Source organism: Amycolatopsis kentuckyensis, assembly GCF_002155975.1.
Taxonomy (GTDB): Bacteria; Actinomycetota; Actinomycetes; order Mycobacteriales; family Pseudonocardiaceae; genus Amycolatopsis; species Amycolatopsis kentuckyensis.
The window spans coordinates 1-11064 of sequence record NZ_MUMI01000456.1; the positions used below are offsets into that span (position 1 = coordinate 1).

Below are 11064 nucleotides of genomic sequence, written 5' to 3' on the forward strand. Positions count from 1 at the left end.
CCGCGGCGAGCCCGGCGGCGAGGTCGGCGACACTGCCGTCGGCCCCGCCGGCCGCCTCGGGCAGCGCCACCCCGAACAGGCCGAGCTCGGCGAAGCCGGCCGGGATCCGTGCCCCGGCCCCGGTTTCCGCAGCGCGCACGGCCTCCCGCGGGTGGTGCGCCGCGGACCAGGCGTGGATCGCTTCGGCCAGCGCGGCCTGTTCCTCGGTGAGCGCGACCGGCATGGGGTCTCCTCGTGAATGGGCGACACTACTCGCGAGTGTAGAACGTGTTACAGTTTTCCGGCCAGTGGGTCAATTGTCGCGAGGTTCGCCAGGACAGGTAATCTACGTCGTGAACTGGAACAAGTTCCCAAGGACGGGGGAATGCCGATGCCAGGCAAGACCAAGGCCCGCGGCAACGGCCTGAGCGCGATCGGGGCCGACGAACTCGGCTCGGCCGCCCAGCGCGACCGCCGCCGCCGGATCATCGACGCCACCCTCGCGCTCGCCTCGAAGGGCGGCTACGACGCCGTCCAGATGCGCGCCGTCGCCGAGAAGGCCGATGTCGCCCTCGGCACGCTGTACCGGTACTTCCCCTCGAAGATCCACCTGCTCGTTTCCGGCCTGGCCCGCGAGTTCGAGCGCGCGCAGGAGAAGCTGGAACGCCAGGCCATCCCGGGTGACACGCCCGCCGAGCGGCTGATGTTCGTGCTCGGCCGCAACACGCGCATGATGCAGCGCGACCCGCACCTGACCGAGGCGATGGTGCGCGCGTTCATGTTCGCCGACACCTCCGCCGCCGCCGAGGTCGAGCAGGTCGGGCGGCTGATGGAGAACATGTTCGCCAAGGCGATGGGCATCGCCGAGCCGACCGAGGCCGACCGCGACATCTTCCACGTCGTCGCGGACGTCTGGATGGCGAACCTGGTGGCCTGGGTGACCCGCCGCGCCTCGGCCGCCGACGTCGCGAACCGCCTCGAACTGTCGGTGCACCTGCTGCTCGACAAGTGATCCCGGTCGCGGCGGTCGCCGAAGCGCACCGCCGGCTGCACCGGGCGCTGGACGAGCTGACCGACGAGCAGGTCCGCGCGCCGTCGCCGCTGCCGGGGTGGACGCGCGGCCACGTGCTGGCCCACGTCACCGACGCCGGCCGCGCGCTCGCGGACCTGGTCGAACACGCCCTGCTCGGCGTGCTCATCCCGCTCTACGACCCGCGGACGCACGACCGCGACGGCATCATCGAAGCGACCGCGGGCCGGACCGCCGACGAGCACCGGCGCGCCCTGCTCCGGCACTCCGTCCGCCTGGAGGACGCCTGGGCCCGGGTCCGCGACTGGGACCAGCACGTCGACTACCGCGACGGCAGGCTGTCCAGCACGGTCTTCGCGCGCTGGCGCGAAGTGTGGATCCACGCCGTCGACCTCGACATCGGCATCGGCGTCGCCGACTGGCCCGAAGACTTCGGCTTCCACGCCGTGGACTTCCTCGCGGGGCGCCTGCCCGACGGCGTCACCGTCCGGGCGGGCGACCGCACCTGGGGCTGCGGCGGCCGCGAAGTGACCGGGTCCGTGCGGGACCTGGCCGCCTGGCTGTCCGGCCGGACCGCCGGTGACGGCCTCACCGGCGATCTCCCGGAGCTGGGCCCCTGGCCGGGCGTCAGCGGTGCGCGGCGGCCACCTCCGCCAGCTCGTCGAGCGCTTTGAGCGTCTCGGCCTCCGGCAGGGTGTCCAGCAGGAACGTGTACCGCTCGACGCCGGCTTCACGGAAGCCGTCGATCACCTTCGGCGTCGTCGGCCCGCCGAAGACCGCGAACTGGACGTCTTCGCGGCCCTGGTCCGCCAGCCAGCCGCGGACGCGCTGCGCCTCCTGGTACTTCGTGTAGCCCCGGAGCAGCCAGCCGTCGCCGTACTTGGCCAGGCGGTTCAGGGCGGCTTCGCTCTCGCCGCCGATGTAGATCGGGACGTGCGGCTTCTGCACCGGCTTCGGCCAGCTGAAGATCGGGTCGAGGTCGATGTGCTCGCCGTGGAACTCGGCCTCGTCCTTCGTCCAGATCTCCTTGAGCGCGGCCAGCTGCTCGTCGATCAGCGCGCCGCGGGTCTTCGGATCGGTGCCGTGGTTGCGCATCTCCTCCCGGTTCCAGCCGACGCCGACGCCGAACAGCGCGCGGCCGTCGGAGATCAGGTCCAGCGACGCGACCTCCTTGGCCGTGTGGATCAGGTCGCGCTGGATCAGCAGGGCGATCCCGGTGCCGAGCAGCAGCTCCGACGTCGCGGTCGCCGCCGCGGTCAGCGCCACGAACGGGTCGAGGGTGCGGTAGTACACGCGCGGCAGGTCGCCGCCGCCCGGGTACGGGCTTTCCCGGCTCACCGGGATGTGCGAGTGCTCGGCCAGGAAGAGCGAGTCGAAGCCGCGTTCTTCCAGCGCGGCACCGAGTACGTCGGGCCGGATGCCCTCGTCGGTCACGAACGTCGAGATTCCGAATTTCATGGTCAACGCTTACCACCGGGTTGACAGCGGGTGCAGGATGGAGTCATCTCATCATACGTTGAATAAGGGGGTAGTCATGGACGTGCAGGACGTCGACTTCGAGGAGCTCTACCAAGGCGCCACCCCGATGGGCCGAAAGATGCCATGGGACCTCGGCGCGCCGCAGCCGGCGGTCGTCGCACTGGCCGACGCCGGGGAGTTCACCGGCGAGGTGCTCGACATCGGGTGCGGGCTCGGGGACAACTCGGCGTTCCTCGCCTCGCGTGGCCTGCAGGTGACCGGCCTGGACGGCGCGCCGTCGGCCGTCGAGCAGGCTCGCACCCGCGCGCCGGGCGTCACCTTCGCGGTGGCCGACGCGACCGAACTCGAAGGCTACGAAGGGCGCTTCGACACGGTCCTCGACAGCGCGCTGTACCACTGCCTGGGCGAGGACGAGCGGCGTGCGTACCTCGCGGCGCTGACCCGCGCGACCCGGCCCGGCGCGGTGCTGCACCTGTTCTGCTTCTCGGAGGAAGTCCCGGCCGGCTTCCCGGCGCCGTACCTGATCAGCGAAGCCAACCTCCGGGAGACCGTCGGCCGGGACTGGACGATCGAACGCCTCGAACCGACGCTCTACACGACGTCGATGACGGCGGAGGAGCTGCGGCAGAGCGTCCGGGTCGTGCTCGGCGAGGAGCCGGGCAGCCTGACCGGGCTGGAGACCGACGCGGACGGCCGGGTCCTGGTCCCGGTCTGGCAGCTGAAGGCGGTGCGCCGCTAGACGTTGCGCCGGTACTGGCCGCCGACCTCGAAGAACGCCTCCGTGATCTGCCCCAGCGAGCACACCCGCGCGGCATCCATCAGCACCCCGAACAGGTTGCCGCCGCGGGTGGCCGCTTCGCGCAGGGCCTTCAGGGCCTGCTGGGCCTCCTCGTGGTTGCGGCGCTGGAAGTCCGCCAGGCGGTCCAGCTGCGACTTCTTCTCGTCCTCGGTGGCCCGCGCCAGCTCGACCTCGACCTCGTCCTCTCCCGAACGCGGGTTGCGGAACGTGTTGACGCCGATGATCGGCAGCGAGCCGTCGTGCTTCTTGCGCTCGTACAGGATCGACTCGTCCTGGATCTTGCCGCGCTGGTAACCGGTCTCCATCGCGCCGAGCACGCCGCCGCGCTCGCTGATCCGGTCGAACTCGGCCAGCACGGCCTCCTCGACCAGGTCGGTCAGCTCGTCGATGACGAACGAGCCCTGCAGCGGGTTCTCGTTCTTCGACAGGCCCCACTCCTTGTTGATGATCATCTGGATGGCCATCGCGCGGCGCACCGACGACTCCGACGGCGTCGTGATCGCCTCGTCGAACGCGTTGGTGTGCAAGGAGTTCGCGTTGTCGTACAGCGCGCAGAGCGCCTGCAGCGTGGTGCGGATGTCGTTGAAGCTCATCTCCTGCGCGTGCAGCGACCGGCCGGACGTCTGGACGTGGTACTTCAGCTTCTGCGACCGCTCGTTCGCGCCGTAGCGCTCGCGCATCGCCACCGCCCAGATCCGCCGCGCCACCCGGCCGAGCACCGAGTACTCCGCGTCCATGCCGTTGGAGAAGAAGAACGACAGGTTCGGCGCGAAGTCGTCGATGTCCATGCCGCGCGCGAGGTACGACTCGACGTAGGTGAAGCCGTTGGACAGCGTGAACGCCAGCTGCGAGATCGGGTTCGCCCCGGCCTCGGCGATGTGGTAGCCCGAAATCGACACCGAATAGAAGTTCCGGACGCCGTGCTCGATGAACCACTCCTGGATGTCGGCCATCATCCGGAGGCTGAACTCGGTCGAGAAGATGCAGGTGTTCTGGCCCTGGTCCTCCTTGAGGATGTCGGCCTGCACCGTGCCGCGGACGTTGCGCAGCACCCACTCGCGCAGCTCGGCGGCTTCGGTGTCGGAGGGCTCGCGGCCGTGCTCCTCGCGGAACGCCGTCAGCTTCTGGTCGATCGCTGTGTTGAGGAAGAACGCGAGGATCGTCGGCGCCGGGCCGTTGATGGTCATCGACACCGACGTGTTCGGCGCGGTCAGGTCGAAGCCGTCGTAGAGCACCTTCATGTCGTCGAGCGTCGCGATGGACACACCCGACGTGCCGACCTTGCCGTAGATGTCGGGGCGGGTGTCGGGGTCGTGGCCGTAGAGCGTCACCGAGTCGAACGCCGTAGAGAGCCGCTTGGCCTCGGAATCCGCCGAGAGCAGCTTGAAGCGGCGGTTGGTGCGGAACGCGTCGCCCTCGCCGGCGAACATCCGCGCCGGGTCCTCCCCGTCGCGCTTGAACGGGAACACGCCCGCGGTGTACGGGAAGTAACCCGGCAGGTTCTCGCGGCGCAGGAACGACAGCAGCTCGCCGGACTCGGCGTACCGCGGCAGGGCTACGCGCGGGATCCGGTTGCCGGACAGCGTGTCGCGCCACAGCTGCGTGCGCAGCTCCTTGTCGCGGATCTTCACGACCAGCTCGTCCTGGCGGTACTCCTCGGCGAGCGACCGGAACCGCTCGAGGAGCTTCGCCGACTCGCCGTCCACATCGGACTCGGCCGCGGCGAGCAGCCCGTCGAGCGCGTCGGTGGCCGCGTCCACCTTGGACAGCTCGGCGCGCGCCAGCGCCAGCGCGTCGCGCTTGCGGATCGCGGCGACCTGCTGCTCGGTCTTCGCGTGGTAGCCGCGCACGGTCTCGGAAATCTCGGCCAGGTACCGGGACCGGTGGCCCGGGATGATCGTCGACGCGTCCGTCGAGACCTTGCCCTCGACCTGCGGCAGCGTTCCCGCGGACATGCCGAGGCCCCGCTCGGCGAGCATGCCCCGCAGGTGCTGGTACAGCGCCGTGACGCCGTCGTCGTTGAACTTCGCCGCGCTCGTGCCGTACACCGGCATGTCGTCCGGCGCCGAAGAGAAGGCCTCGCGGTTGCGCACCAGCTGGCGCGCGACGTCGCGGCGGGCGTCCTCGGCGCCGCGGCGCTCGAACTTGTTGATCGCGACGACGTCGGCGAAGTCGAGCATGTCGATCTTCTCCAGCTGCGACGCGGCACCGAACTCCGGCGTCATCACGTACAGCGACTCGTCCACGAAGTCGACGATGCCGGCGTCGCCCTGGCCGATGCCCGGCGTCTCGACGATCACCAGGTCGTACCCGGCGGCCTTGCAGGCCAGGATCGACTCGCTCAGCCCGGCCGGGATCTCCCCCGACGTCGTGCGCGTCGCGAGCGAGCGGAAGTACACCGGGGAGCCGTCGAGGCAGTTCATCCGGATGCGGTCGCCGAGCAGCGCGCCGCCGCCCTTGCGCCGCGACGGGTCGACGGCGAGCACCGCGATCCGCAGCTTGTCCTCCTGGTCGAGACGGAAGCGGCGGATCAGCTCGTCGGTGAGCGACGACTTGCCCGAACCGCCGGTGCCGGTGATGCCGAGCACCGGTACCTCGCGCTTGCCCGCGGCCTCGGTGATGCCGCTCAGCAGGGCACCGGGCAGCTGCCCGGCCTGCAGCTGGGTGATGACGCGGGAGAGCGCGGCGACGTCGCCGGAGAGCACCTTGTCCAGCGCGGGCGCTTCGGCCGCGAGGTCGACGTCGCAGGCCTTGATCATCATGTTGATCATGCCCGGCAGGCCCATCTCGTAGCCGTCCTCGGGCGAGAAGATGCGGGTGACGCCGCGCGAGTGCAGCAGCTCGATCTCCTCGCGCACGATCACCCCGCCCCCGCCGCCGAAGACCTTGATGTGGCCCGCGCCGCGTTCGCGCAGCAGCTCGACCAGGTACGAGAAGTACTCGACGTGCCCGCCCTGGTAGGCGGAGATGGCAACGCCCTGGACGTCCTCGGCGATGGCCGCGGTGGCGACCTCGTCGACCGACCGGTTGTGGCCGAGGTGGACCACCTCCGCGCCCTGGGACTGCAGGATCCGCCGCATGATGTTGATCGACGCGTCGTGGCCGTCGAAGAGGCTCGACGCCGTGACGAACCGGACGGGGTGCACGGGGCGGTACAGCTCGCTGCTCATCCCTCCAAAATACTTTGACTTCCTACTATTGGAAACCCGAGGACCAGTGACGCGGCTCTCAGGGCAGCGCGGGAGAACCTTGACACCCGCCAGCTCGGGCCTATATTTAAGGAGTCCGTTAATTAACAGGATGGTGAAATGACCGACACGCTGAGCCGGACGTTCTCGGCCCTCGCCGACCCGACCCGGCGCGCCATCCTCGCGCGCCTCTCGGCCGGCGAAGCGACGGTGAACGAGCTCGCCGAGCCGTTCCCGATGAGCCTGCCCGCGGTGTCCCGGCACCTGAAGGTGCTCGAGGAGGCCGGGCTGATCACCCGGGGCCGGACCCGCCAGTGGCGGCCCTGCCGGCTGGAGGCCAAACCCCTGGAAGACGTCGCCGACTGGGTGGCCACCTACCGCCGGTTCTGGGACGACGGGTTCGACCGCCTCGAGGACCACCTGAGGAGGCTGACCGGCGATGCCTGATCTCACCATCACGCGCGTGTTCGACGCGCCGCGCGAGCTCGTCTTCGCCGCGTGGACCGACCCGGACCAGCTGGCGAGCTGGCTCGGCCCGCACGGCTACACCGGCTCCGCCGTCACCCTCGCCACCCGGCCCGGCGGCGCCTGGCGGGCGTGCATCCGCTCCCCCGAGGGCGACGAGCACTGGATGCACGGCGTCTACCGCGAGATCACCGCCCCCGAACGGCTCGCGTTCACCTTCGCCTGGGACACCGAAGGCGACCTGCGCACCGAGACCGACGTGACGATCGGCTTCGCCGACCTCGGCGGCAAGACCGAGATGACGTTCGTCCAGACCGGCTTCCCGACCGCCGCCGACCGCGACGGCCACGACGAGGGCTGGACCTCCAGCTTCGAGGACCTGACCGGCTTCATCCGCAGAAAGGACGCCCGATGACCGCCACCCTGCCCGAGATCGTCTCGCCGGAGGAATGGCAGGCCGCGCGTGACGCGCTGCTCGTCAAGGAGAAGGAGCTCATGAAGGCGGCGGACCACCTCGCCGCCGAACGCCGGCGGCTGCCGATGGTGCCCTTCGCCAAGCCGTACGAGTTCGAGTCGGCCGAGGGGAAGAGGAGCCTGCTCGACCTGTTCGACGGCCGCCGCCAGCTGATCGTCTACCACTTCATGCTGCACCCGGGCGACGAGGCGGGCTGCGCCGGCTGCTCGCTGATCGTCGACAACCTGCCGCACCTGGCCCACCTGCACGCCCGCGACGTCACGCTGACGGTCGTCGCGCCGGCGACCCTGGCGGAGATCGAGCGGTACAAGGCGCGGATGGGCTGGGACGTGCCGTGGGTGTCGGCGCACGGCAGCGACTTCACCGAGGACTGCGGCGTCGGCACGGGCTTCGGCGTCAGCGTGTTCCTGCGCGACGGCGACGACGTCTACCGGACGTACTTCACCACCGGACGCGGCGGCGAGATGTTCCTCGCGTCGCACCGCTACCTCGACGTCACGCCGCTCGGCCGCCAGGAAGCGTGGGAAGAGGAGAGCCGCGGCGACGACGGTCCCGGCGCCTGGTGGCGCCGCCACGACGAGTACTGAAAGATTTTTCGGCGACCGTGTCCGGTCCGCGTCCGCGGCTCCGACCTCCTCGTGTCCGGCAACCAGGAGGAGACGGAAATGCGCGAGATCATCCACATGGTCCACACTTCGCTCGACGGCTGCGTCGAGGGCCCGAACGGGGAGTTCGACTGGCCGGTCATGGGCCCCGAGCTGTCCGCCTACTCGCAGGAGCTGACCGCGCGCTCGGGCGAGTTCGCCTACGGGCGGAAGGTCTGGGACATGATGTCCGCGTACTGGCCGACCGCCGAGTCGATCTCGGACCACCCGCACGACATCGCGTTCGCGCCCGTCTGGCGGGCGACGCCGAAGGTCGTCTTCTCGCGGACGCTGGAGAAGGCGGACTGGAACACCCGCGTCTTCGGCGGTGACCTGGCCGAGGCGGTGGCGTCCCTGAAGGCCGAGCCGGGCGCGGACCTGCTGCTCATGGGCGGCGCGGAGCTGGCCGCCGAGCTCACCGCGCGCGGCCTGATCGACGAGTACCAGATCTTCGTGCACCCGGTCGTCCTCGGCGGCGGCAAGCGGCCGTTCGCCGAGGGCACCGCGCGGCTCGGCCTCGAGCTGGCGCAGTCGCGCATGTTCGACGACCAGGTCGTGCTGCTGCGCTACCGCCGTGCGTGAGCGGTGCCGGGCCCGGGCGTGCCCCGGGCCCCCGCCGTCAGCGCGCGTTCGCCGCCCGCAGCGCGATCCACTGCCGCATGGCGTACTCGACCAGCGTGATCAGCGTCTGCTTGGTCGACTCGCGGTCCCGGGCGTCACAGCGGACGATCGGGATGTTCGGGTCGATCGACAGGGCCTCGCGGACGTCGTTGATGTCGTGCTCCAGCACGCCGTCGAACGTGTTGATGCCGACGATGTACGGCAGCCCGCGGTCCTCGAAGAAGTCGATCGGCGCGAACGAGTCGGCCAGCCGGCGCGTGTCGGCCAGCACCACCGCGCCGATGGCGCCGCGGACCAGGTCGTCCCACATGAACCAGAACCGCTGCTGCCCGGGCGTGCCGAACAGGTAGAGGATCAGGTCCGCGTCCAGCGACACCCGGCCGAAGTCCATCGCGACGGTCGTCGTCGACTTGCCCGGCGTGTGGTCGAGGTTGTCGACGCCCACGCTGGCGTCGGTCATCATCGCCTCGGTGGTCAGCGGCACGATCTCGGACACCGACCCGACGAAGGTCGTCTTCCCCGCCCCGAAGCCGCCAGCCACCACGATCTTGGCGGATGTCATGGTCGGGGGCGCGGTGTCCCGCGGTGCCTTATAGCCGACGGAGTCCACTCAAAACCCTTTCCATCAACACCAGATGTGCCTCGGCGCCGTCATTGCCCGTAATCGTCTTGTGCACCGTGACCAGCCCCGCGTCCGCCGCGTCGCTGATCAGCACCCGGGCCACGCCCAGAGGCACCCGCAGCGCCGAAACGATCTCGGCGACCGAACGGGGGGTCCGGCACTCTTCCATGATCGAGATGCACTCGATCTGCTCCGCGGCCACTTCGGGGAAGCCACCGGTGGCAGCGTAGTCCTTCGCGGAGATCAGTGTCTCCAGCTCCAGGGCGTAATTGGCCTTGGTGCGGCCGCCGGTCAGCGCGTAGGGCCGCACGATGGCCGTCAGTTCCTCGGGCGCGGGCGGCTGCTCGAACACCGCCGGCATGACGAACTCGCCGCTGGGCGGCCCCGGGTCGAACAAACCGCCTGGCCTGGGGCTGTCCCCGTCGGTACTGCCGGGTGGCGAGACTAAAGAGGTCACACGATCTCCTTGGTCGGCCGACGGCGCGGACGCCGGCGGATCCGCGGCCGCGTGCGCACCGGCGGCCGGGGGTTGCGGGGACTCCTTGCTCTTCTTGCGCTTCCGGCGGGCACGGCCGGAATCCAGCGTGAACCCGTTGAGGACGTCGGCGAACGTGCCGTCGTCCCCACGCCCGGCGGGGCTGTGCCCCTCGGGTGGTTCGCCGTCGAATCCGGACCCCGTGCTCATCGCGCCATCATCCCACCGGTTCGCCGATCAGCGACCCCCCGGAGCCCTGGAGCTGGGCGCGCAGCTCCGGGGTCAGGATCTGGCCGACCCGGTCCACGAGCATCGTCATCTCGTAGGCGACCTGGCCGATGTCGCAGTTGGGGGCGGCGAGGACGGCGAGGCAGGACCCGTCGCTGATCGACATCAGCACCATGATCCCGAGCTCCATCTCGACGACGGTCTCGTTGACCGCGCCGGCTTCGAAGCACCGGGCGGCGCCCTGGGTGAGGCTGACCAGGCCGGACGCGACGGCGGCGAGCTGGTCGGCCCGGTCGAGCGGGAGCCGGTTCGACGCGGTCAGCAGCAAGCCGTCCGCCGAGACGACCACGGCGTGGGCCACGCCGGGCACCCGCTCCGCGAAGTCGTTGACCAGCCAGCCGAACTGGTTCTGCGTCGGCTGAGCGCTACTCGGCGAGGTCATTCACCCTCCAAGGTCTCGTGGTTGTTCTCGGCCGCCTGTGCGGTGCGGTGGCGTCCGCGCTCGATGCCCTGCTGGAAACTCCGCAGGCGGCCGCGCACGTCGTGTGCGTCCCGTTGTGGTCGGGGGGCCGTGGCCCCGGTGGACGGTCCGGCACTGCCCGGAAGCAGCTGCTCCCCGCGACGGCGCCGGGGCAATCCTGCCGAAGTGAAGGTGGAGGGTGTCGACTGGGACACCGCTTGCACCGCGCGCCAGCCGTCATCGGTGCCGAAGTTCCACTCGGCGGTGGCTTCGACGGCGGTCTCTTCGACGCGCGGAGCAGGGGTTTCCGGGACCTTCCGGCTGGGCAGAGAGGACGGCGGACCGGCGGGACGGCCGTTGGCGATCGGTAGCTGCCCGGACTCCTGGAAGGCACCCGGGCGCCGGCGGCTGGGCTGCGGCAGGGCACCGGAGGACGACCCGCCCGGAGCCGGCCGGCGGCTGGGGAGCGCACCGCCCGCGGCGGGCCGGCGGCCGGGCGCCTCGTCCGGCTTGGCGGGGGTGGCCGGTGCTTGCTGAGCCGCCGCGGGTTGTGCGGGGGCGGCGGGTTGTGCCGGGGCCGCGGGTTGTGCGGGTTGTGC

General features: G+C 70.6%; 13 protein-coding genes and 1 pseudogene. 7 read left to right on the forward strand and 7 right to left on the reverse strand.

Annotated features, from left to right (window positions below; all coding sequences use genetic code 11):
* Positions 1-223 (reverse strand): acyl-CoA dehydrogenase family protein (locus CCN39_RS36565; protein ID WP_143264281.1); only part of this gene is annotated, 223 nt, incomplete at its 3' end.
* A 141-nt stretch (positions 224-364) separates the two neighbouring features.
* On the opposite strand from CCN39_RS36565, the gene kstR reads away from it, so the two are divergent.
* Together kstR and CCN39_RS36575 are read left to right on the forward strand one after the other, a co-directional pair.
* Positions 365-991: a cholesterol catabolism transcriptional regulator KstR gene (gene kstR, locus CCN39_RS36570; protein WP_086849903.1), complete on the forward strand. Its 627-nt coding sequence runs from the start codon at positions 365-367 to the stop codon at positions 989-991.
* Positions 988-1683 (forward strand): maleylpyruvate isomerase family mycothiol-dependent enzyme, encoded by a 696-nt coding sequence (locus tag CCN39_RS36575; protein ID WP_086849905.1) that lies wholly within the window; start codon positions 988-990, stop codon positions 1681-1683. Before kstR ends, CCN39_RS36575 begins: the two co-directional genes overlap by 4 nt.
* Here the strand turns inward: CCN39_RS36575 and CCN39_RS36580 are convergent.
* Positions 1637-2467 carry an LLM class F420-dependent oxidoreductase gene (locus CCN39_RS36580; RefSeq protein WP_086849907.1) on the reverse strand — a complete coding sequence of 277 codons (831 nt, stop codon included), beginning with the start codon at positions 2465-2467 and terminating at the stop codon, positions 1637-1639. The genes CCN39_RS36575 and CCN39_RS36580 overlap by 47 nt on opposite strands.
* A gap of 76 nt (positions 2468-2543) precedes the next feature.
* Between CCN39_RS36580 and CCN39_RS36585 the strand changes: the two genes are divergently transcribed.
* Positions 2544-3227, forward strand: a complete 684-nt coding sequence (locus tag CCN39_RS36585) for a class I SAM-dependent methyltransferase (protein ID WP_086849909.1) — start codon at positions 2544-2546, stop codon at positions 3225-3227.
* Here the strand turns inward: CCN39_RS36585 and icmF are convergent.
* A complete protein-coding gene (gene icmF, locus CCN39_RS36590) occupies positions 3224-6457 on the reverse strand; it encodes a fused isobutyryl-CoA mutase/GTPase IcmF (RefSeq protein ID WP_086849911.1) in 3234 nt (1077 codons plus the stop codon). The two genes, CCN39_RS36585 and icmF, sit on opposite strands and share 4 nt — an antisense overlap.
* Before the next feature lie 138 nt (positions 6458-6595).
* On the opposite strand from icmF, the gene CCN39_RS36595 reads away from it, so the two are divergent.
* The 4 genes from CCN39_RS36595 (at position 6596) to CCN39_RS36610 (ending at position 8641) form a co-directional block, all read left to right on the forward strand.
* Positions 6596-6922: an ArsR/SmtB family transcription factor gene (locus tag CCN39_RS36595; RefSeq protein ID WP_086849913.1), complete on the forward strand. Its 327-nt coding sequence runs from the start codon at positions 6596-6598 to the stop codon at positions 6920-6922.
* Entirely contained in the window at positions 6915-7355 is a 441-nt protein-coding gene (locus tag CCN39_RS36600; RefSeq protein WP_086849915.1) for an SRPBCC family protein, read from the forward strand. Before CCN39_RS36595 ends, CCN39_RS36600 begins: the two co-directional genes overlap by 8 nt.
* On the forward strand, positions 7352-8002 hold the full coding sequence (locus CCN39_RS36605; protein ID WP_086849917.1) for a DUF899 domain-containing protein: 651 nt from the start codon (positions 7352-7354) through the stop codon (positions 8000-8002). The genes CCN39_RS36600 and CCN39_RS36605 overlap by 4 nt, the downstream gene beginning before the upstream one ends.
* A 78-nt stretch (positions 8003-8080) precedes the next feature.
* Complete coding sequence (locus CCN39_RS36610; protein ID WP_086849919.1) at positions 8081-8641, forward strand: dihydrofolate reductase family protein; 561 nt, start codon at positions 8081-8083, stop codon at positions 8639-8641.
* Between the two features lie 37 nt (positions 8642-8678).
* Here CCN39_RS36610 and CCN39_RS36615 read toward each other — a convergent pair whose 3' ends face one another.
* The 4 genes and pseudogenes from CCN39_RS36615 to CCN39_RS52125 all read right to left on the reverse strand — a co-directional run.
* The gene (locus CCN39_RS36615; protein ID WP_004561255.1) at positions 8679-9242 is read right to left on the reverse strand and encodes a GTP-binding protein; all 564 of its coding nucleotides are present in this window, start codon (positions 9240-9242) and stop codon (positions 8679-8681) included.
* A 28-nt stretch (positions 9243-9270) separates the two neighbouring features.
* Complete coding sequence (locus tag CCN39_RS52120) at positions 9271-9987, reverse strand: DUF742 domain-containing protein (RefSeq protein ID WP_244211160.1); 717 nt, start codon at positions 9985-9987, stop codon at positions 9271-9273.
* Between the two features lie 7 nt (positions 9988-9994).
* Positions 9995-10447, reverse strand: a complete 453-nt coding sequence (locus tag CCN39_RS36625; RefSeq protein ID WP_004561253.1) for a roadblock/LC7 domain-containing protein — start codon at positions 10445-10447, stop codon at positions 9995-9997.
* Positions 10444-11064 (reverse strand): annotated as a pseudogene (locus CCN39_RS52125) (nitrate- and nitrite sensing domain-containing protein); the annotation flags it as partial. The pseudogene CCN39_RS52125 and the gene CCN39_RS36625, both read right to left, overlap by 4 nt.

Bases quoted from the DNA above. Each gene is read 5' to 3' on its own strand.
- CCN39_RS36595 (WP_086849913.1), top strand. From the start codon at position 6,596: ATGACCGACACGCTGAGCCGGACGTTCTCGGCCCTCGCCGACCCGACC.
- CCN39_RS36600 (WP_086849915.1), top strand. From the start codon at position 6,915: ATGCCTGATCTCACCATCACGCGCGTGTTCGACGCGCCGCGCGAGCTC.
- icmF (WP_086849911.1), bottom strand. From the start codon at position 6,457: ATGAGCAGCGAGCTGTACCGCCCCGTGCACCCCGTCCGGTTCGTCACG.
- CCN39_RS36625 (WP_004561253.1), bottom strand. From the start codon at position 10,447: ATGACCTCGCCGAGTAGCGCTCAGCCGACGCAGAACCAGTTCGGCTGG.
- CCN39_RS52120 (WP_244211160.1), bottom strand. From the start codon at position 9,987: ATGAGCACGGGGTCCGGATTCGACGGCGAACCACCCGAGGGGCACAGC.
- CCN39_RS36610 (WP_086849919.1), top strand. From the start codon at position 8,081: ATGCGCGAGATCATCCACATGGTCCACACTTCGCTCGACGGCTGCGTC.
- kstR (WP_086849903.1), top strand. From the start codon at position 365: ATGCCGATGCCAGGCAAGACCAAGGCCCGCGGCAACGGCCTGAGCGCG.
- CCN39_RS36580 (WP_086849907.1), bottom strand. From the start codon at position 2,467: ATGAAATTCGGAATCTCGACGTTCGTGACCGACGAGGGCATCCGGCCC.
- CCN39_RS36585 (WP_086849909.1), top strand. From the start codon at position 2,544: ATGGACGTGCAGGACGTCGACTTCGAGGAGCTCTACCAAGGCGCCACC.
- CCN39_RS36615 (WP_004561255.1), bottom strand. From the start codon at position 9,242: ATGACATCCGCCAAGATCGTGGTGGCTGGCGGCTTCGGGGCGGGGAAG.
- CCN39_RS36605 (WP_086849917.1), top strand. From the start codon at position 7,352: ATGACCGCCACCCTGCCCGAGATCGTCTCGCCGGAGGAATGGCAGGCC.